This window comes from Streptococcus sp. HMSC064D12, from assembly GCF_001837205.1.
GTDB lineage: Bacteria > Bacillota > Bacilli > Lactobacillales > Streptococcaceae > Streptococcus > Streptococcus salivarius_D.
The window spans coordinates 4,280-23,406 of sequence record NZ_KV831747.1 but is presented as its reverse complement, the minus strand read 5'-3'; the positions used below and the strand labels follow the sequence as shown (position 1 = coordinate 23,406).

Annotated in this window: 17 protein-coding genes; 10 read left to right on the top strand and 7 right to left on the bottom strand. The window is 42.3% G+C overall.

Translation table 11 applies throughout. From position 1 onward, the window contains the following. Positions 1–104 precede the first annotated feature (104 nt). Positions 105–1,787, bottom strand: a complete 1,683-nt coding sequence (rnjA, locus tag HMPREF2697_RS06145) for a ribonuclease J1 (RefSeq protein WP_002884294.1) — start codon at positions 1,785–1,787, stop codon at positions 105–107. A gap of 4 nt (positions 1,788–1,791) precedes the next feature. Continuing rightward, positions 1,792–2,022, bottom strand: a complete 231-nt coding sequence (locus tag HMPREF2697_RS06140; RefSeq protein WP_002884752.1) for a DNA-dependent RNA polymerase subunit epsilon — start codon at positions 2,020–2,022, stop codon at positions 1,792–1,794. 260 nt (positions 2,023–2,282) lie between these two features. Here HMPREF2697_RS06140 and tsaB point away from each other — a divergent pair, with 260 nt between their 5' ends. The 5 genes from tsaB to HMPREF2697_RS06115 are packed head-to-tail and all read left to right on the top strand — an operon-like array spanning position 2,283 to position 5,454. Next, positions 2,283–2,969 carry a tRNA (adenosine(37)-N6)-threonylcarbamoyltransferase complex dimerization subunit type 1 TsaB gene (gene tsaB, locus HMPREF2697_RS06135; RefSeq protein WP_013991204.1) on the top strand — a complete coding sequence of 229 codons (687 nt, stop codon included), beginning with the start codon at positions 2,283–2,285 and terminating at the stop codon, positions 2,967–2,969. Further along, positions 2,929–3,384 (top strand): ribosomal protein S18-alanine N-acetyltransferase, encoded by a 456-nt coding sequence (gene rimI / locus HMPREF2697_RS06130; RefSeq protein ID WP_041817283.1) that lies wholly within the window; start codon positions 2,929–2,931, stop codon positions 3,382–3,384. The genes tsaB and rimI overlap by 41 nt, the downstream gene beginning before the upstream one ends. Beyond that, complete coding sequence (tsaD, locus tag HMPREF2697_RS06125) at positions 3,384–4,397, top strand: tRNA (adenosine(37)-N6)-threonylcarbamoyltransferase complex transferase subunit TsaD (RefSeq protein WP_013991202.1); 1,014 nt, start codon at positions 3,384–3,386, stop codon at positions 4,395–4,397. Before rimI ends, tsaD begins: the two co-directional genes overlap by 1 nt. 51 nt (positions 4,398–4,448) lie before the next feature. After that, positions 4,449–5,141: an AzlC family ABC transporter permease gene (locus HMPREF2697_RS06120; protein WP_013991201.1), complete on the top strand. Its 693-nt coding sequence runs from the start codon at positions 4,449–4,451 to the stop codon at positions 5,139–5,141. Further along, positions 5,128–5,454 (top strand): AzlD domain-containing protein, encoded by a 327-nt coding sequence (locus HMPREF2697_RS06115; RefSeq protein WP_013991200.1) that lies wholly within the window; start codon positions 5,128–5,130, stop codon positions 5,452–5,454. Before HMPREF2697_RS06120 ends, HMPREF2697_RS06115 begins: the two co-directional genes overlap by 14 nt. Before the next feature lie 51 nt (positions 5,455–5,505). Here HMPREF2697_RS06115 and HMPREF2697_RS06110 read toward each other — a convergent pair whose 3' ends face one another. The 3 genes from HMPREF2697_RS06110 to rnhC are packed head-to-tail and all read right to left on the bottom strand — an operon-like array spanning position 5,506 to position 9,621. Continuing rightward, positions 5,506–8,010 (bottom strand): SF1B family DNA helicase RecD2, encoded by a 2,505-nt coding sequence (locus HMPREF2697_RS06110; protein WP_070849992.1) that lies wholly within the window; start codon positions 8,008–8,010, stop codon positions 5,506–5,508. Between the two features lie 60 nt (positions 8,011–8,070). Continuing rightward, positions 8,071–8,712, bottom strand: a complete 642-nt coding sequence (gene lepB / locus HMPREF2697_RS06105) for a signal peptidase I (RefSeq protein WP_002884233.1) — start codon at positions 8,710–8,712, stop codon at positions 8,071–8,073. Positions 8,713–8,730: 18 nt separating this feature from the next. Next, positions 8,731–9,621, bottom strand: coding sequence for a ribonuclease HIII (gene rnhC, locus HMPREF2697_RS06100; RefSeq protein ID WP_070847556.1), 891 nt, complete (start codon positions 9,619–9,621; stop codon positions 8,731–8,733). Positions 9,622–9,936: 315 nt separating this feature from the next. Between rnhC and HMPREF2697_RS06095 the strand changes: the two genes are divergently transcribed. Together HMPREF2697_RS06095 and HMPREF2697_RS06090 are read left to right on the top strand one after the other, a co-directional pair. Then, positions 9,937–10,251, top strand: coding sequence for a hypothetical protein (locus HMPREF2697_RS06095; RefSeq protein WP_037611266.1), 315 nt, complete (start codon positions 9,937–9,939; stop codon positions 10,249–10,251). After that, positions 10,248–10,790 carry a CvpA family protein gene (locus HMPREF2697_RS06090; RefSeq protein ID WP_049527813.1) on the top strand — a complete coding sequence of 181 codons (543 nt, stop codon included), beginning with the start codon at positions 10,248–10,250 and terminating at the stop codon, positions 10,788–10,790. The genes HMPREF2697_RS06095 and HMPREF2697_RS06090 overlap by 4 nt, the downstream gene beginning before the upstream one ends. A 102-nt stretch (positions 10,791–10,892) precedes the next feature. Here the strand turns inward: HMPREF2697_RS06090 and HMPREF2697_RS06085 are convergent, their stop codons facing one another. After that, positions 10,893–13,241, bottom strand: a complete 2,349-nt coding sequence (locus HMPREF2697_RS06085) for an endonuclease MutS2 (protein ID WP_070849990.1) — start codon at positions 13,239–13,241, stop codon at positions 10,893–10,895. A 174-nt stretch (positions 13,242–13,415) separates the two neighbouring features. Between HMPREF2697_RS06085 and polA the strand changes: the two genes are divergently transcribed. The 3 genes from polA to HMPREF2697_RS06070 all read left to right on the top strand — a co-directional run bounded on the left by polA (position 13,416) and on the right by HMPREF2697_RS06070 (position 17,241). Next, complete coding sequence (gene polA, locus HMPREF2697_RS06080; RefSeq protein WP_070849988.1) at positions 13,416–16,055, top strand: DNA polymerase I; 2,640 nt, start codon at positions 13,416–13,418, stop codon at positions 16,053–16,055. A gap of 554 nt (positions 16,056–16,609) precedes the next feature. Beyond that, the gene (locus HMPREF2697_RS10775) at positions 16,610–17,011 is read left to right on the top strand and encodes a DUF6608 family protein (RefSeq protein WP_004183523.1); all 402 of its coding nucleotides are present in this window, start codon (positions 16,610–16,612) and stop codon (positions 17,009–17,011) included. 20 nt (positions 17,012–17,031) lie between these two features. Next, positions 17,032–17,241, top strand: coding sequence for a hypothetical protein (locus HMPREF2697_RS06070; RefSeq protein WP_014632597.1), 210 nt, complete (start codon positions 17,032–17,034; stop codon positions 17,239–17,241). 348 nt (positions 17,242–17,589) lie between these two features. Here the strand turns inward: HMPREF2697_RS06070 and mutY are convergent, their stop codons facing one another. After that, on the bottom strand, positions 17,590–18,741 hold the full coding sequence (gene mutY, locus HMPREF2697_RS06065; protein ID WP_014632598.1) for an A/G-specific adenine glycosylase: 1,152 nt from the start codon (positions 18,739–18,741) through the stop codon (positions 17,590–17,592). Positions 18,742–19,127 lie beyond the last annotated feature (386 nt).

The window sequence follows — 19,127 nt, the reverse complement described above, 5'->3', positions numbered from 1 at the left end:
GGGGGCATATCATTCTCACGGGTGGTTTTGACTACTTGCTGGAAGGGTTGTGCTCCAGACTGTATTTAAACTTAAAAAATGGTAGCCATCCAGCTACCATTTTTTTATTTATCAGGTGTGAGAATCATTGGAATAATGATTGGTTCACGTTCTGTTTTTTCATATAAGAATGGGCGTAAAGCATTGACGATAGCACCATTAACGGATTGGATGCTAGCATCCTTATTCTTAAGAGCGATACGAATAGCATTGAATAGAATGCGTTGGCTCTCACGGATAAGATCGCCAGATTCACGCATATAGATGAAGCCACGACTGAGGATGTCTGGACCAGCTAGAATCATCTTAGACTTGAAGTCAACAGTTGCTACGGCAAGTACGACACCATCTTCAGAGAGATCACGACGGTCACGAAGAACGGCCGCTCCGATATCGCCAATACCATTACCATCAACGTAGATATCTTGGGCATTGAAGTGACCTGCACGACGAGCAGAGTCTTTTGTTAGGGCTAAGACATCACCATTTTCCATAATGAAGATATTATCTTTTGGAACGCCACAATCAACAGCAAGGCCTGCGTGAACTTTCTGCATGCGGTATTCACCGTGAACAGGCATGAAGAATTTTGGTTTGATCAAACGAAGCATGAGTTTTTGCTCTTGTTGACCACCGTGTCCAGAGGTATGGATATTGTTGATTTTACCGTGGATAACATCGACACCAGCTTCTTGAATAGTATTAATCAAGCGGTTAACGCTAGTTGTGTTTCCTGGGATAGGGCTAGATGAGAAGATAACAGTGTCACCAGGTTGCAGTGTCACTTGGCGGTGCATCCCATTAGCGATACGTGCAAGGGCTGCCATAGGCTCTCCTTGAGAACCAGTACACATGATAAGAATCTCACTGGCATGGTAGTTTTTCATCTCACTAGGGTCAATGATAGTTCCTTTTGGAACTTTGATGTAGCCTAGTTCAACCCCATTGACGATGGCTTTTTCCATAGAACGTCCGAAGACAACAATCTTACGGCCAGTTTTTACAGCGGCTTCGGCAGCTTGTTGCAGACGGAAAATGTTTGAGGCAAATGAGGCGAAGATAATACGTCCGTGGATGCCTTCAATAATTTTCATGATGGATTGACCAACGACCTTCTCGGAATTTGTGAAAGTTGGTACTTCAGCATTGGTTGAGTCTGAGAGGAGGCAAAGGACGCCTTCTTCACCAAGTGCAGCCATACGGTGAAGGTCTGCTGGCTCACCTACTGGGGTGAAGTCAAACTTAAAGTCACCGGTACAAACAATTTTACCTTGAGGTGTATGGATGACAATACCGAGAGGTTCTGGAATTGAGTGAGTAGTGCGGAAGAAGGTCACGCTCATATTTTTGAAAGTAAGCTCTGTATTAGCATTAATTTCATAGAGTTGTGCATCACGAAGTAGTCCGTGTTCTTCCAATTTTCCTTTGATAAGAGCAAGAGCAAGTGGTCCTGCATAAATTGGGATATTTGCCTGTTTAAGAAGGAAGGGGATCCCACCAATATGGTCTTCGTGACCATGGGTAATGACTAGTGCCTTTACACGATCAACGTTTTCAACGATGTAAGAATAGTCCGGGATAACATAGTCGATTCCGAGAAGATCATCCTCGGGGAATTTAATACCCGCATCGACGATGATAATCTCATCTTGGTATTCAATACCATAGGTATTTTTACCGATTTCCCCCAAACCACCAATCGCATAAACCCCAACTTCTTCAGGTTTTAGATTGATTTTTGATGCCATGGTCTTAGAACTCCGTTACTTCAAAAACGCCTGTTTCTTTTTCGTATTCAAGGGCTTTTTCTGAAAGGAGCTCGATGAATTCGATGTTATAGGCAGTGTTTTTTTCGATGATTTGACGAGCTTGGATACGTCCCTCAAGTTCAGTTTCTGCATCGATATCTAGGTAGAGTGATTTTGTCTGTTCACGGCGTGGATTACGCTCTTTAGTTTCTTGGTAAAAGACTTTATAAATCATGGTTTTCCTTTCTTTCCAAAAGGCTCTGCCATTCTATAAAAAAACCGGTCAAGTTAATCTTTCTATGATTTACTTGACGTTATGATATTCACTTTATGAGTAATAGCTAGTAGCCTTGATTCGTTTAACAATTATTATTATTGTACCATAAGATAGGGGCTAGATAAAGAAAATGGCGGAAAAAGTTGGAAAATGTTCGTTTCTGGGAAACAGTGACTTGTGTTATAATAGAAAAGCATAAAAGGAAACAAGGAAAAAAGATGAAAATATTAGCATTTGATACTTCTAGCACAGCTTTATCAGTAGCCTTGTTAGAAGATGAGAAACTAGTGGCAGAGTCAACTGTCACAGTAAAAAAGAACCACAGTATTAGTCTAATGCCAACCATTGATTTTTTAGTTGCTCAGGCAGGCTGGCAACCGTCTGATTTAGAACGTATTGTGGTTGCACAGGGTCCTGGATCCTACACAGGGCTTCGTGTGGCTGTCGCAACAGCTAAGACTTTAGCTTATGCCCTCGACATTGATTTGGTGGGAGTTTCAAGCCTACAGGCACTGACAGACCTTTCGGTTGACGGTGTTGTGATTCCTATCATGGATGCCCGTCGTAATAATGTTTACGTTGGTTTTTATGAAAATGGTCAGGCCCTCGTCCCAGATTGCCATGCATCTTTTGTAGATGTTCTGGAGCAAGCTAAAACTTTTGAAAAGGTGACATTTGTCGGTGAAGTGGCTAATTTTGTGGATCAGATTAAGGAAAGCCTTCCAGAAGCAACTATCTTGTCCAGCCTTCCGTCTGCCCAGTTAATTGGTCGTTTAGGCTTGTCCTTGCCTTCTGTTGATGTGGATGCTTTTGTTCCACATTACTTGAAGCGAGTTGAGGCGGAGGAGAATTGGCTTAAGACGCATGAGGAGACTAACCGTGACAACTACATCAAGCGCGTCTAGATTGAGTAGCCATGAGCAAGCTCAACTGATTTATCAGATTTTGTCGGATGTTTATGACAAATCTCCGTGGACGATAGAACAAGTGGTAGCAGACTTGGCTTTGGATACGACGGAGTATTTCTATGTTTATGATCAGGAAGAAGTTGTTGGTTTTTTAGCCCTTCAAAATTTGGTGGGTGAGCTTGAGGTGACCAATATCGCCGTTTTAAAAGCTTATCAGGGGCGTGGTTATGCTAGTCAGCTGATGAATCATTTGGAAGAGCGTAGTGAGCCTATATTTCTAGAAGTGAGGGCTTCAAATCAAGTCGCTCAGGCACTTTATAGAAAATTTGGTTTTGAAAGTCTAGGAATTCGGAAAAATTATTATCATGAGCCTCAAGAAGATGCAGTTATCATGAGGCGAGAGGAAGTCTAATGGCAGATAGATATATTTTGGCAGTGGAGAGCTCATGTGATGAGACTTCAGTTGCCGTTTTGAAAAATGAGAAAGAACTTTTAAGTAATATTATTGCCAGTCAGGTGGAAAGCCATAAACGATTTGGTGGTGTTGTTCCTGAGGTGGCTAGCCGTCACCATGTGGAAGTGGTAACTCTTTGCATTAAAGATGCCCTTTCTGAGGCGGGAATTACTGCTGAACAACTAGATGCTGTAGCAGTAACCTATGGTCCTGGTTTGGTCGGGGCGCTCTTGGTCGGGATGGCAGCAGCTAAGGCCTTCGCTTGGGCACACGGATTGCCTTTGATTCCAGTTAATCATATGGCTGGGCATCTTATGGCAGCGCGTGAGGTTCAAGAATTGGAATATCCCCTCTTAGCGCTTTTGGTGTCTGGAGGGCACACAGAGTTGGTTTATGTGTCAGAACCGGGAAATTACAAGATTGTTGGTGAGACACGTGATGATGCAGTTGGTGAGGCCTATGACAAGGTCGGGCGTGTGATGGGGTTGACCTACCCAGCCGGGCGTGAAATTGATGAGTTAGCTCATAAAGGGAAAGATGTTTATGATTTTCCACGTGCTATGATTAAGGAAGACCACTTGGAGTTTTCATTTTCAGGCTTGAAGTCAGCTTTCATCAATTTACATCACAACGCAGAGCAAAAGGGTGACGTTCTAATTAAAGAAGACCTTTGTGCTTCTTTCCAAGCTGCTGTGTTGGATATTCTCCTAGCTAAGACTAAGAAAGCCTTGGAGCGTTATCCTGTCAGGACACTTGTTGTTGCAGGTGGCGTGGCAGCTAATCAGGGCTTACGAGAACGTTTGGCTGAAGAAATCACAGATGTAGATGTGGTTATTCCGCCTTTCCGTCTTTGTGGTGACAATGCTGGTATGATTGCTCTAGCAGCCGCTATTGAATGTGATCAAAAACATTTTGCTGAGTTGGACTTGAATGCAAAACCAAGTCTAGCCTTTGCAGGATTTGAAGAATAAGAAGAGCCTCTTACTAGTTTGGTAAGAGGTTCCTTTAGAAAGGAATTGAGTGTGTCTGACTTTCGTTTAGGTGTAAAAGCCGCGGTACCGACAGCTTTAGGCTATGTAGCTATTGGCCTAGCCTTTGGTGTTGTAGCAGCTGCTTCGGGTCTATCAGCCCTTGAGGTTGGCCTCATGTGTGCCTTGGTCTATGGTGGCTCGGCCCAGTTTGCCATGTGTGCCTTAGTAGTTGCAGGAGCTGGTCTAGGTGAGTTAACCTTGACTGTTTTCTTGGTTAATTTGCGTAACATGTTGATGAGTTTACATGCAACGACGATTTTTACAAAAACAAGTCTCTGGAATCAGCTGGGAATTGGTAGTCTGATTACGGATGAAAGTTATGGTGTCTTGTTGGGAGAATATGTGCATCATAAAGATATTCCTGCTAACTGGATGCATGGTAACAATATTTTCAGCTATCTGGTTTGGATTGTATCATCAGTTATTGGTTGTTTGATTGGTTCCATGATTCCTAATCCTGAGCTTTTTGGTTTGGATTTTGCTTTGATTGCCATGTTTATAGGTTTGTTAAGTAGTCAGATTGATGCCTTGTTAGGGGAAGGCGTGCGTAAGCTACTCTTGATTTTACTATCTATTGCTGTGGCTTATCTGAGCTTTAGTGTCGTCTTGTCGGAATCTTTGGCTGTTTTAGTGGCTACTTTGGTTGGATGTAGTGTGGGGGTGATGTGTGATGGCCGTCAATGAATTTATTCTCATTGCTATTCTACTTGGGTTTGTGGTCAGCTGGCTTCCTCGTGTGCTCCCCTTTATTTTAGTGAAATACAAGGGCTTACCAGATATCGTTGTTCGTTTTTTGCACTACTTACCAGTTTCTATCCTCTTTGCCTTGATTCTCTCTAGTCTCACGACTGAGAAGATTGGTCACTTGCCACAGTTTAAGTGGATGGAAATACTGGCTACTGTGCCAACGGTAATTGTAGCATTTAAGAGCAAAAATCTGCTCTATGCAGTAATCGTCGGTATAATATCTATGGCCCTGATTCGTTTCGTATTTTAGCAAATGAAAAGACTTGGAGTTGCTCTTAGTGAGTCGCTTTCCAAGTCTTTTTTAGTTATTGTTAAAAAAGGCAGCAATATCGTCTTCACTGAGACCAATCATTGGATCTATAGTTGACCAATTTTCTTCAGTTAAACGATAGTTTTCTTCTGTTTGCACAGGTTTGTTAACAGACTTATCCACAGGTTGTGAATAAGTGTTAACAAGATCTGGGGATGGATTGATATTTTCAGAGAAGTCTTTGTTTTCAAGGGTTTCTGAGGGGTCGTTGTTTTTCGTTTTTGTTTGATTGGAGGCGCCTGTTGCCTCGTTTTTAACAGTCTTTTCGACAGACTTATCAACAGCTTGTGTATAAGTTTGTTCAAAACGTTGGATGAGATAAGTATTCCGTTTAGCTCCTTCGTTGCGAACGGCATAATCAAAGGCTGCGATTTCCCCTAACATGACTAGCTTACTCTTGGCGCGTGTGATAGCGGTGTAGATGAGGTTACGTTGTAGCATACGTCCACTTTGTCGTGTGATGGGAAGGATAACGACTGGGAACTCACTCCCTTGGGATTTGTGGATTGACATAGCATAGGCCAGAGTAATCTTATTCCATTCGTTACGAGGATAGATAACCTCATTGCCATCAAAGGACATGTAAATTTCGTCCTGCTTGCTTTCAGTATATTTACCAGGAATGAGATCAGTAATGATGCCGATGTCGCCATTGAAGACATTGAGTTCGGTATCGTTGACCAGATGGAGAATTTTGTCGTTCTTACGGAAGAAAATATCATTAAAGGCAAACTGATTGGCCTTTTCTTGAGGATTAAGTAGATCCTGCATAATGGTATTGAGATTGTTAATACCAGCCTGTCCTCGATACATGGGAGCTAGAATCTGCACATCCTGAGCAGCGATCCCGCTCTTTATAGCGGCAGAGACAATTTTAGGAACCATCTGTGGAATATGGTTGGCATTGGCCTCAAAGTAAGAGCGGTCAGCCTTTTTCTCTGTGAAATCAGCGGGTAATTGGCCTTGGCGCATCTGACTAGCTAAAGTAACGATGGTGGAATCCTCGGATTGTCTGAAAATTTTGGTCAGAGAAACCTTAGGCAAGTTATCAATCTGCAAAAGGTCAGCCAAGACCTGGCCAGGGCCTACGGAAGGCAGTTGGTCTTGGTCACCCACAATGATGACTTGGGTTGAATCAGAGATACTTTCAAAAAGTTGATTGGCCAACCAAGTATCAACCATAGAAAACTCATCGATGATAATCAAGTCGCAATCGAGATAGTCCTCCAAGGTCTTGAAATCGTCCTCGCTATTGAGTCCCAAATGTCTATGGATAGTGGCGCTAGGGAGTTGGGTGAGTTCGTTCATCCGACGAGCAGCCCGTCCCGTTGGTGCCGCTAAAATAATAGGCAAGTCAGACTTTTTGACATCTAGACCATGAAGGTCGGCATAGGTTTTAATAATTCCATTAATAACGGTGGTTTTCCCTGTTCCGGGACCTCCTGTCAGGATGAAGACCTTGCTTTGTAGGGCTTTGATAATGGCATCTTTTTGAACCTTATCATAAGTAATACCAAGTTCCTCTTCCACCTCTTCAAGGCTTGCTTGGATTTTGTCCTCTGCACTGATGTCAGGTTGGTCTTTCATGATACGAGTTAGGTGGGTATAGATGCCCTGTTCCGCAAAATATAGGGTATTATCAAAGATTTTAGTCTCTACATTTTGCACTTTATCCTCTTGGATGAGATTGGTTAATTCCTTAGCGACCAAGGCAGGGTCAAGTTCAATTTGACGAGCACTTTCCAAAAGTATGATAGTTCGTTCAAGCAAGGCTTTGGCTTCGATATAGGTGTCGCCTTCTTCCATACTGGCTTCTAGCAGACAATGAATCAAGGCAGCTCGTAAACGCTCAGGAGCATCACTAGCAATTCCTAAGCGTTCGGCTAGTTGGTCAGCTATTTTAAATCCGATTCCTTGAACTTCCTCTACCAAGAGATAAGGGTGTTCTTCGATAAGGTTGAGCGATTCTTCCTTATATTGGTTGAAAATTTGTGAGGCAGCTTTTGGTGTGAGTCCATAGCTGGAAAGTTTGGACAAGATTTGCTCGGTTCCATAGTTGATTTTTAACTTTGCAACGAAGGCTTCTCGATTGACCTTGGACAGATTAGGAATCTGTTCTAATTTGCTCGGATCCTCGAGAATCTTGTCAATAGGGTCTTCACCATAAATCTCGACAATACGCTCAGCTGTTTTCTTACCAATCCCCTTAAAATTGTCGCTAGCGAAATACTTGATAAGACCGCTGGCAGAAGGTTTTGACCGTTCGTAGCGTGTCATTTGGAGTTGTTCACCATATTTGGGATGATTGGTTAACTGACCCCAGAAGGTATAATCTTCACCTTCCATGACATCTCCCATGGTTCCGGTAACAATGATTTCATAGTCCTCAAAATCACTGTCTGTTTCGTCAATTTCTAAGAGAAGGATACGAAAAAAATTACTAGCGTTTTCGAAAATGACGCGTTCGATAGTTCCTGAAAAATAAAATTCTTGCATGTGTTTTTCCTAGATACATAATAAGGCTGGGTTCCCCCAACCTTATCTTATTTAGTGTTTTTAGTTGTCCTCAACGGTACCAATTTTATTAAGTGGCCAGAAGCGGAATTTAACTTCCCCTACAAGAGCACTCTTGTCAAAGTAACCAACTACTCGACTATCTTTGGAAACAATACGGTTGTCCCCAAGTAGGAAATATTTGCCTTCAGGAACAGTGACAGAGAAGGTCGTGTTACCGTCAGCATTGGTTGTAAAGGCCTTGGCATCCTTAGCTAGTTGTTGGAAGTATCCACTCTTGCTCTTGTCATCGTTGTAAGCATATTCTTTTTGTAGTTTATCCTTGGCAAAGGCAGCTTGGAATTCTTTGAGGTATTCTTCCTTGACTTCTTTACCGTTGACAGTAAGTTTATCATTTTGATAGGTAATGGTATCACCTGGCATACCGATGATACGTTTGACGATTTGTTTCGTCTTACCGTCTTCGACTTCCTTGGCAACGACAATATCGAAGCGTTCAATGGATGTGTGTTTCAAAACGATAACACGTTGATTATTGGCTAGAGTAGGATCCATTGAGTGGCCGTCAACCTGGACAGGGAGCCAAAGGAAGAGGCGAGTCAAAAGGAAAAATGTGATAAAGAGGATAAAGAGTCCCCATTCACGAAGTAAAATGAGGAAGTATTGGGTCCATTTGTTTTTCATAGTTAAGGCCTTTCAGGGTTATTTTAAGCGTTGGTAGGCTTTTTTGGTATTGGCGAAATGATATTTAGCAGTAGCTTGGAGAGCCTGATCTCCGTAGGCTTGAAGAAGCTTAGCTGCGACCTGGTCAGATTTAGCACCAGCACCTGAAGGAAGGGTGTAGCCAACCTCTTGGCTGAGTTTGTCCAGATTTTCCAGGAAGAGATTGCGAGCGATGATAGAGCTCACCGCAACAGCTAAGTATTTCCCCTCAGCCTTTTCTTCTAAAGTGATAGGAAAGTCAAAGCTATTGCGTTCATTCTTGAGGTATTTCTGATAATTTTTCTCACTGGTGAAGGCATCAATGACAATCTTATCTGGTTTAGCACCTGATTGTAACAATAGGAAGATAGCCTGATTGTGGAGAGCTACTTTAACGGACACAGCATTATGACTCTTACCGTCTCCGACCACTTCATTGTACTTTCTAGGCGAAAGAAGAAGTGCCTTGTGAGGAATTTTCTCCTCCAATATAGGTGCAATCTGACGAATCTTGATATCATTAAGATTTTTAGAATCATCGACCCCAAGAGATTTTAAAAAGGCATGGTCAGCTGGGGTAACTAGACTAGCTACAACAGCTAGACCACCAAAATAGGAGCCATTTCCGACTTCATCTGATCCAATTAGGGCTAGGTTTTGCCCATCAGGTGAATGCTTAGGTTCAGCTTGGTATCCAAAACGGCTAGCCAAGACTTCTGGCTTAGCTCCTTGGAAAGTTACCTTTCCTGAAGTATAGGCGATGACACTTATTCCATCGACCTTGGCTGAAAAACTTGCATAAGGATTTTTAGTCGCAGTTGCATAGTTTGCTAGGTCCTTTTGGAGTGTCGAAATCTGCTCTGCTGTCATTTTTAATACGATTGTGCCCATGAAATCTATTTTAGCACAAAAAAGGAGAATTGGTAGATATTTTACAGACTCGGAATCCCTGAAAATTATTTTTCTAGAGAAGTGCAAAGTCTAAAATTTACGAAAGTTAAAATTTAGGATATAATGATTAGAAAGAGAATGCCTAACCATGCTCTTTTTTCCACAATTAGAGAAAATGGGTTGGCATTTAAGTATCGAACACGCCTCAGAGTAAGTGTCTGAATCTTGCTAAAAATGGCGATATACAAGCAATAATATAAGGAGAAGCTGCGGTGGAATATCCATGACCACCATTGATTGGCAGCTAACAAGCAAATGGCAAATAAGAACCGTTACAAATTTCATTTTGGAGAGAAGAACCTCACGCTAACAACTGATAAGGACAACCTATTCATGGAAGAGGTGGAGCGTGTTGCCCACGAGAAATATAAAATTATCAAAGAGCAGATGAAAAATGCTGACAATGAAACAATCGCTATCCTAATGGCTATCAATTCTCTGTCAACTCAGTTGGAACGCGAAATTCAAGTTGAAGATATGGAAAAAGAGTTGGCAACGTTGAGAGCTAAGCAACTTGAGCAGCTCAAGGTTAAGGCGACAGCTACAAATGACGATGAGGATGACGCATGATTGGACTCCTTGTCTTAGCCATTATGGCTTGGAATTTCTACATTGGCTACCGTCGAGGCCTCTTTATGCAAGCTTATTACGTGGTTTCAGTCATTATCGCCATGTGTGTGGCGGCCTATTTCTACCGGTCGCTAGGAGAGGCTATCAATCTTTGGGTACCTTATACCAATCCAACCAAGGATGCTAGTATAGCTTTCTTTAAAGATCAGAACATCTTTTCACTTGACCGTGTCTATTATGCGGGCGTTGCTTATTTTGCTATCTACTGTATAACCTATTATGGCTTACGCTTTCTTGGTATTTTCTTCCACTTTGTGAGAATTGAGCGACTTGATCAAAGACGTTACCAAGTGGTAGGTGGCGTCTTGGCCACCTTAGTGAGTCTTGTGCCTTTGACTATGTTGGGGAATATTCTTGCGACTGTTCCTATGAACAACATTCAAACGCTCTTGTCATCGAGCTGGGTTTTACGTATCTTGATTAATGGCTATTTTCCAGTTAGTCAGATTATCCAGCATTTGTGGACAAGTGTGATATAGAAAAAAGAAGTCTTCCTTGATTAAGAGAGACTTTTTTTGTTCTTTGTTTTGGTAGGATATGAAAAAGACCGGACACAAGGTCCCAGTCTTTCTTAACTATTTTTACCCTAAGGTTGCAATGGTACATCCGGAACCACCGGCACTTTGTGGGGCATATTCAAAACTTTTAACATGGCGATGACGGCGGAGATATTTGGTAACAGCATCACGGATGACACCTGTACCAATACCGTGGATGATGTCCACCTGACTCATGTTATTAAGTAGGGCTTGGTCAATAAAGGCATCAAGCTCTTGCATAGCTTCTTCGTAACGTTTCCCACGAAGGTCCAGACGGGCACGAGGACCGCCAGATGCCTTTTTGGCTTTTTTAACCACGTTAATTTGTTTCTTCTTAGGTTGTTGGGCTTCCACTTGGGCACGAACAAGAGTGAATTCATCCGCCTTGAGTGTCATCTTGATGAGACCTACCTGGGCTTCCCAGTTACCATTTTTGGCTTGACTGGTAAGCGTACCACGTTGACCATAGGCGGTAACAATGATATCATCTCCGATACGAGGGGCACGCGCAGCCTTTTCTTTCTTGGCCTTACGAAGAACCTTATTCTTAGAGAGGTCCACTTGTGGGGCAAGTTTCTTGAGTTTTCCTTTGGCGTCAATAACTTCATGAGGTTTGAGTTGACTCTTATCGTGGAGATTTTTGAGAATACTATCGCTCTCAGCCAAAGCTGTATCCACCATATCCTGAATTTCTTTTTGAGCCTTTTCGAGTTCCTTGTCGTACTCATGGGAGAATTCGTTATAGAGTTTCTTGACCGCACGGTTGAATTTAAGGTTCTCTTGCTCAACGTCCTTGATGTGTTCCAGACGTTTTTGTGTTTCCACAGTTTGGGCTTCAAGTTGCTCGATGATACGGTTGACATCACTATCAGTATCCGTGAGGTTTTCTGCCTCTTTGACAATAATTTCATTCAAACCGAGGCGGCGAGCAATCTCAAAGGCGTTAGAGCGACCAGGAACTCCCTGCATAAAACGATAGGTAGGGCTTAAAGTCGTTGTGTCAAACTCCATGCTGGCATTTTCCACATGTTGCGTCTCAATCCCATAGGCCTTAAGCTCAGGATAGTGAGTAGTAGCCATGGTTTTAATCTGGCTCAAACGGAGGTGCTCTAGGATTGCCATGGCTAGACTAGCCCCTTCCTGAGGATCAGTACCAGCCCCAAGCTCATCGACTAAGACAAGACTGTTGCTGTCGGCAGCGTCCAGAATCTCGACAATGTGGGTCATGTGACTAGAGAAAGTTGACAAACTCTGTTCGATAGACTGTTCATCTCCGATGTCCGCAAAAATCTCTTGGAAAATGGCTACACGACTACCCTTATCAGCCAAAATTGGAAGACCAGATTGAGCCATCAGTTGTGCTAATCCCAGAGTTTTAAGCATGACCGTTTTACCACCGGTATTGGGACCTGTAATGACAATGGCTGTGAGGTCCTCATCAAAGCGTAAATCGTTGGCTACTGGATTGACCAAAAGAGGGTGACGAACGTTAAGCAGTTGGAGTGTTTGGTTGTCACTAATCTTTGGAATAACTGCCTTTTTATCCTGGAGATAGAGGTATTTTCCTCGAATAAAGTCCATGTGACCCAAAATCCAAGCGTTGTTAGCGATAGCAGCAGCTTGTGGACGGAGTTGATCAGACAATTCATGCAGGATACGGGCCATCTCATGACGTTCGTCTGCACGTAATTGTGTAATTTCTTCGTTAAGTTGGATAACGGCGCGTGGCTCGATATACACTGTGTTTCCAGAGCTTGAGATGTCATGCACAACCCCAGCAATACGGTTACGGTAGGTATTTTTGACAGGCAGCACTGAACGACCATTACGACTAGCAATCAAATTCTCAGCCAACATGTGGCCAGATTTCTTGAGAATGTCTTGCAAGGTCTGGCGAATGGCATCATCACAAGATTTGAGTTGACGACAGATATTTTGCAACTCAGGGCTAGCAAAATGCTCAATGAAACCACCGTCATTGATACTTTGAAGACTGCCTTGTAGACTTGGGAAGGCCTCAATATTTTCGAAAAGACGTTTAAGAGCGACGAGCTCAACATTTTCAAGGTCAGCGTAGAAGCGACCAAGGTCAGCCGAAGCTTGCAGCACCTTCTTGATGGCAATAAGCTCCTGGATATTGAGGTCAGCATCCAGTTCCAAGCGACGTAAGGGCTCAGAAATATCTCGCAAGCTACCAATGGCAAAGCTATGGTGCTCTACGAAAATCTCTGCCATTTCTTGGATTTCTGTAAATTGATTTTGAATTCTTTCTGGATTGGTCATAGGCACCAAGTCACGTAACTCCGCCTGAGCCTGTTCGGTCTGCAGGTATTCTGTGAACTGGTCCTTGACCTTGTTAAATTCTAATTGGTCTAAAATCTTTGTGTTCATAGCTTCTATTATAGCACATTTGCCTATGGGGCGTGGAGGAGGGAAATGCCTGAGGTCGTTTTATCAGTGAACTTTTGTCATCAGATGTTGACTAGCTATTTTTACAAAAGAGTCTCCCTAAAATAAGAGGTTTTCAATCAAAACCAATGCTCTCATCTATGCTATAATAAACCTATGACTAATCAGAAAAAATTACTCCTAATTGACGGTTCATCCGTTGCCTTTCGTGCTTTTTTCGCACTTTATAATCAAATTGACCGTTTTCGTAACAATAGTGGCCTTCATACCAATGCCATTTATGGCTTCCACCTCATGTTGGACAACCTGCTTGAGCGTATCCAACCGACTCATGTCTTGGTAGCCTTTGATGCTGGAAAAACAACTTTCCGTACAGAGATGTTTGCGGACTATAAGGCTGGTCGTGCCAAGACACCAGAGGAATTCCGTGAGCAGTTCCCTTATATCCGTGAGATGTTGGCTGCACGTGGTATCGCCTATTATGACCTGGCTCAGTACGAGGCAGACGACATTATCGGTACCTTGGCTAAGATGGCTGAAAATACCAGTGAGGACTATCAAATTACTGTTGTCTCTGGGGATAAAGACTTGATTCAGCTGACTGACGAAAATACTGTCGTTGAAATTTCGAAGAAGGGTGTGGCTGAGTTTGAGGCCTTCACACCTGACTACCTCATGGAGAAAATGGGGATTACCCCTGCGCAATTCATCGACCTTAAGGCTCTCATGGGTGATAAGTCCGATAATATTCCAGGGGTTACTAAGATTGGTGAAAAGACTGGTCTCAAGCTCCTCTTGGAACACGGTTCCCTTGAAGGTATCTATGAGCATATTGATGAGATGAAGAAGTCCAAGATGAAGGAAAATCTCATCAATGATAAGGAGCAAGCCTTCCTTTCTAAAACTCTGGCGACCATTGATACCCAGTCTCCTATTGAAATTGGCTTAGATGATACGGCCTTTGCGGGACCTGACCTTGAAAAATTGGCAGCCTTTTATGACGAAATGGGCTTTGTTCAGTTCAAAAATGCCCTAGGTGGCGAGGCTGTGCCACAAGATTTTGATGTGGCCTACGTAGAGCCTAGTCAAGTGACAGAAGATCACTTTAGCTCTGAAGATTTCTTCTATTTTGAAATCCTTGGTGACAATTATCACACAGAACCTATCATCGGTTTTGCTTGGGGGAACGACAAGCAGATTTATGCGTCTACAGATACAGACCTACTTAAATCAGAGGCATTCCAGGCAGCTCTTTCAAAAGCTGTTAATATCTACGATTTCAAGCGTAGTAAGGTCCTTTTGAACCATCTAGGTATTGACTTACCTACGGCTAATTTTGATGCCCGTCTGGCCAAGTATCTGCTCTCAACCGTTGAAGACAATGAATTGTCAACCATTGCCCGCCTCTATACGGACCTACCGTTGGAAACAGATGAAGTGGTCTATGGCAAGGGAGCTAAACGTGCGGTTCCTGAAAAAGATGTCTTGCTCAGCCACCTGGCTAAAAAAGTCAAGGTCCTTCAGGTCGCTAAGCCGGTCATGCTTGAAAAATTGGCTGAACACGGCCAATCAGAGCTTCTCTTTGACATGGAGTTACCACTGGCAAATGTGCTAGCTAAGATGGAAATCGCTGGTATTAAGGTCAAGGGGCAAACCCTTAACGAGATGGCAGTGGAAAACCAAGTAGTCATCGATAAATTGACCCAAGAAATCTACGAAATGGCGGGCGAGGAGTTCAATATTAACTCGCCTAAACAGTTGGGTGTTATCCTCTTTGAAAAGATGGGGTTACCTTTGGAATACACTAAGAAAACCAAGACCGGTTACTCAACAGCTGTGGATGTTCTTGAACGTTTGGCACCAATTGCTCCAATCGTAGCTAAGATTTTGGAGTACCGCCAAATCACTAAACTTCAGTCTACCTATGTCTTGGGGCTTCAGGATTATATCCTTGGGGATGGCAAAATCCATACCCGTTATGTGCAAGATTTAACTCAGACAGGGCGTCTGTCATCAGTGGATCCCAACTTGCAAAATATCCCTGTTCGCTTGGAGCAAGGTCGTCTCATTCGTAAGGCCTTTGTCCCATCGACTGAGGATGCAGTGCTTTTAAGCTCGGATTACTCACAGATTGAGTTGCGCGTGCTTGCCCATATTTCGGGAGATGAGCATTTGATTGCAGCCTTTAAAGAGGGAGCAGATATCCATACCTCTACAGCCATGCGTGTCTTTGGTATTGAAAAGCCAGAGGATGTCACACCTAACGACCGTCGTAATGCAAAGGCTGTTAACTTCGGGATTGTTTATGGCATTTCTGATTTTGGTCTTTCTAACAACCTTGGCATTAGCCGTAAGAAGGCCAAGGAGTATATCGACACCTACTTTGAACGTTATCCTGGTATCAAGGCCTATATGGATAATGTGGTTCGTGAAGCCAAGGATAAGGGCTACGTAGAAACTCTCTTCCACCGCCGTCGTGAGTTGCCAGATATTAATTCTCGTAACTTTAACGTCCGCAACTTCGCAGAGCGTACAGCTATCAACTCTCCTATCCAAGGAAGTGCCGCTGATATCCTCAAGATTGCTATGATTAACCTAGACAAGGCCCTGGTAGAAGGTGGCTATAAAACTAAGATGCTCCTCCAGGTACACGATGAAATCGTTCTTGAGGTGCCAAACGATGAACTTGTAGCGATGAAAGCCTTGGTTAAAGAAACCATGGAAGCTGCAGTTGAACTCGCTGTCCCTCTCATCGCAGATGAGAATGACGGCCGCACATGGTATGAGGCAAAGTAACACATGAAAGAAAATTTTCCATTTACCTACTTTCTCTTGCGCTACATGCTAGGATTTCTGTCCGTTGTCCTAGCTATCGTAGCAGTATTGGTGATTATCACCTACTTTATGACCAAGTAGAAATAGACAGATAAAAGCTGGACTGAGGTCCGGCTTTTTTGCCTATTGAAAACCACCAGATATGCTAGTGGTTCCGAAAAGTTTTTAACGATGTATCAAAAAAGTCCCCCCTAAAGTGTTATATTAGATAGGGGTTCCCGACCAGTAGCTAATATACTAATGAGACTTGCTAGTCGGGTCAGCTAGCAAAGGTGGTGCTGAAGTGGAACTATTCGGTGGTTTTTTAAGCCTTGGCCGGTAGCAGAGGCTTTCATCCGAAGAGCAAGTTACAAGTTCTAATCTATGAACTTAGAAAGGAAGGAATAACTTAGAACAGCTCTCAAATAAATTTGGAATAAACATTTCTAATTTTAGTTATATAATTAAATTGATTAATCGTTAACCTTTATTTTATAATTAGATAAACAAATTTGAATTTCTGGAGTAGTAGTGCAATGAAAAAGGATAAATATAAGAATTTGATTTTCGCATATACGGTTTTATATACATTTGTAACGGTGCTAAACAGCATTTTGTATTTATATAACGGAATATATGAGGATCCGAGCGGAAACTGGCACGAAATAGACAGAGCAATCATAGTTTTAATAGGTGTAGTGGCATATGCTCTTGTTACAGAGCTGATTATAAAGCCTATGGTTCTAAGATATGCAGTTTCGTACATACCGACAGTTTTGCTTGCATTTTTTTATGTATGGTCTACGAGCTTTAGAGAAAATTTAGCTCAGTCCGCGTATATGGACATCTGGATAAATTTCACGTCTATGTTCGTTATATTTTGTATAGTCCATTTTATTGTGTACAAATGTAGAAAAAAGAAAGAGACAATGAAGTAAATTAATTCCAATTTATAGGATTGTATACGGCAAAGGTAGCAATTGAATATGGTAAAATTACTGATGGCTTTTTTAAAGCAGGACTTGTGCCAAAAGAAGTTGGTCCTAGTGGTGGAACATTAGCATTTTTACCCAAAGGAGTATCTTTGACTGGTTCTGTAATGTCATCGCCAAATGAGAAAGCCGATGATCAGTCAGATAAAAGTAAGGATCGTATCTGGGGTGGGTAGTCACTTTATGGCACCACAGACGATAGTTATTTCTTCTACAAAGTAGACTAATGATTAACAAGCTGAAACTGAAACGTTTCGGCTTTTTTGTTTTCGTCATAGTGACATTTATGTCACTATTTTTTATTGGCCGTATTACCTATAATAGAACCATAACTGAGAACAGCGACAGGAGTTCTTAATAAAAAGGAGTGTCGTACTATGATTGAATTTTTGATGTCAAAAAATGTGACTTATTTGGAGTTGTTTTATATCTTTTTGGGAGTAGTTCTTTCAAAGGTATACCTTGCTTTGCGTGGCCGGAAGCACGCTAAACGTGACGTATAACAAAAAGGGTAGCACTCAATGCTATCCTTTTTTGCTGTCTTCATAAGTTTTAATCATTTTCTTTTGTGGTGTGGCCATTGGGAACTGGTCGAAGTCCTCAGCCGCTACCCAGCATAACTCCTTATCGGTAGTGAGTTTGTCGTCATTGACGCTACCTTCTACCATCTCGATGGTCCATTTTTGGTGGCTGAAGGTATGTTTTACAGGTGTAAAATCATTGTTCGTCCACTCTGGATTAAGGGCATAATTTTCTTCAAAAATAGCCTTTTGAGAGACTGTCTCGAGAATATAATCATCCTTTTCAAAAAGGCTGAGTTGTTGACCAATAAAGTCCGTTTCCATGATAGGGAAGGACCAGAAACCACCTAGCAGACGTCCCTCGATATTTTTTTCGAGCAGAAATTCACCCTTTGCATTTCTGATAATAAAAGCTTGAATTTGCATAGGTTTAGGCTTCTTCTTAGGCAATTTGATAGGGTACTTGTCATAAGTTCCATTGAGATAGGCTGCACAGAAAAAGCGAATAGGGCTTTCGTCTGGTCTTGGATTTTTAGCCGATTCGATATCGGTCCCAAGGTCCATAAGCGCCTGATTAAAGTCCCCTGGACGGTCAGGGTCAATCAAAATGTCCATAATCGCTTGGAAAATCTTACGATTTTTGGCGTCTCCAATATCGTAATTAACCTCAAAGAGACGAGCCATGACTCGCATAACATTACCATCAACAGCGGGTTCTGGGAGCCCAAAGGCGATGCTAGAAATAGCACCAGCAGTATAGGGCCCGATGCCCTTGAGTTTGGCAATATTGTCATAAGTATCTGGAAACTGACCATCAAAGTCATCCATGATTTGTTTAGCAGCCTTTTGCATGTTTCGGACACGTGAATAGTAACCTAACCCTTCCCAAGCTTTGAGAAGCTTCTCTTCTGGAGCTTCAGCCAAATCTTTAACTGTTGGAAACCAGTTTAAAAAGCGCTCGTAATAGGGAATGACAGTCTGAACCTGGGTTTGTTGTAGCATGATTTCACTGACCCAGATATAGTAGGGATTTTTAGTTCTTCGCCACGGTAGGTCTCGTTTCTCTCGATCGTACCAGTCCAGGAGGGTACGACGAAAAGAGGCGATTTTCTCAGCATCCCACATGACAATGCCGTATTCTTTTAAATCTAACATGTCTCTATTGTAGCAAAGAAATCTTTTTTCAAAAAATTATGCGTTTTTCTGTTAAAAAGATTGACAAAAGTAAGCGTTTACATTATACTAAGAGTGTAAAGAAGATAAGGATTCATCAAGGAGGTAAAAGCCATGGTGAGAGTCAATATTTCAAGGTACAAAAACGGAGACTGAGATCTCTAAACAAAACAGTAGGCAAAACAAATAACTTTATCAATCATCTCTGAGGAGCGTGACCGCATGACAGTAGGACGTTACAAGAACGGAGATTAATTCAGTCGCATAAAATAGCTACAAGGGAGTGATACCACCAGAAGTCGAAGGCTAAACTCAAATCTGTTAACTTAAGAAGAAGTGAGGTAAAGCTCATGAGAAATGTTAGTAGG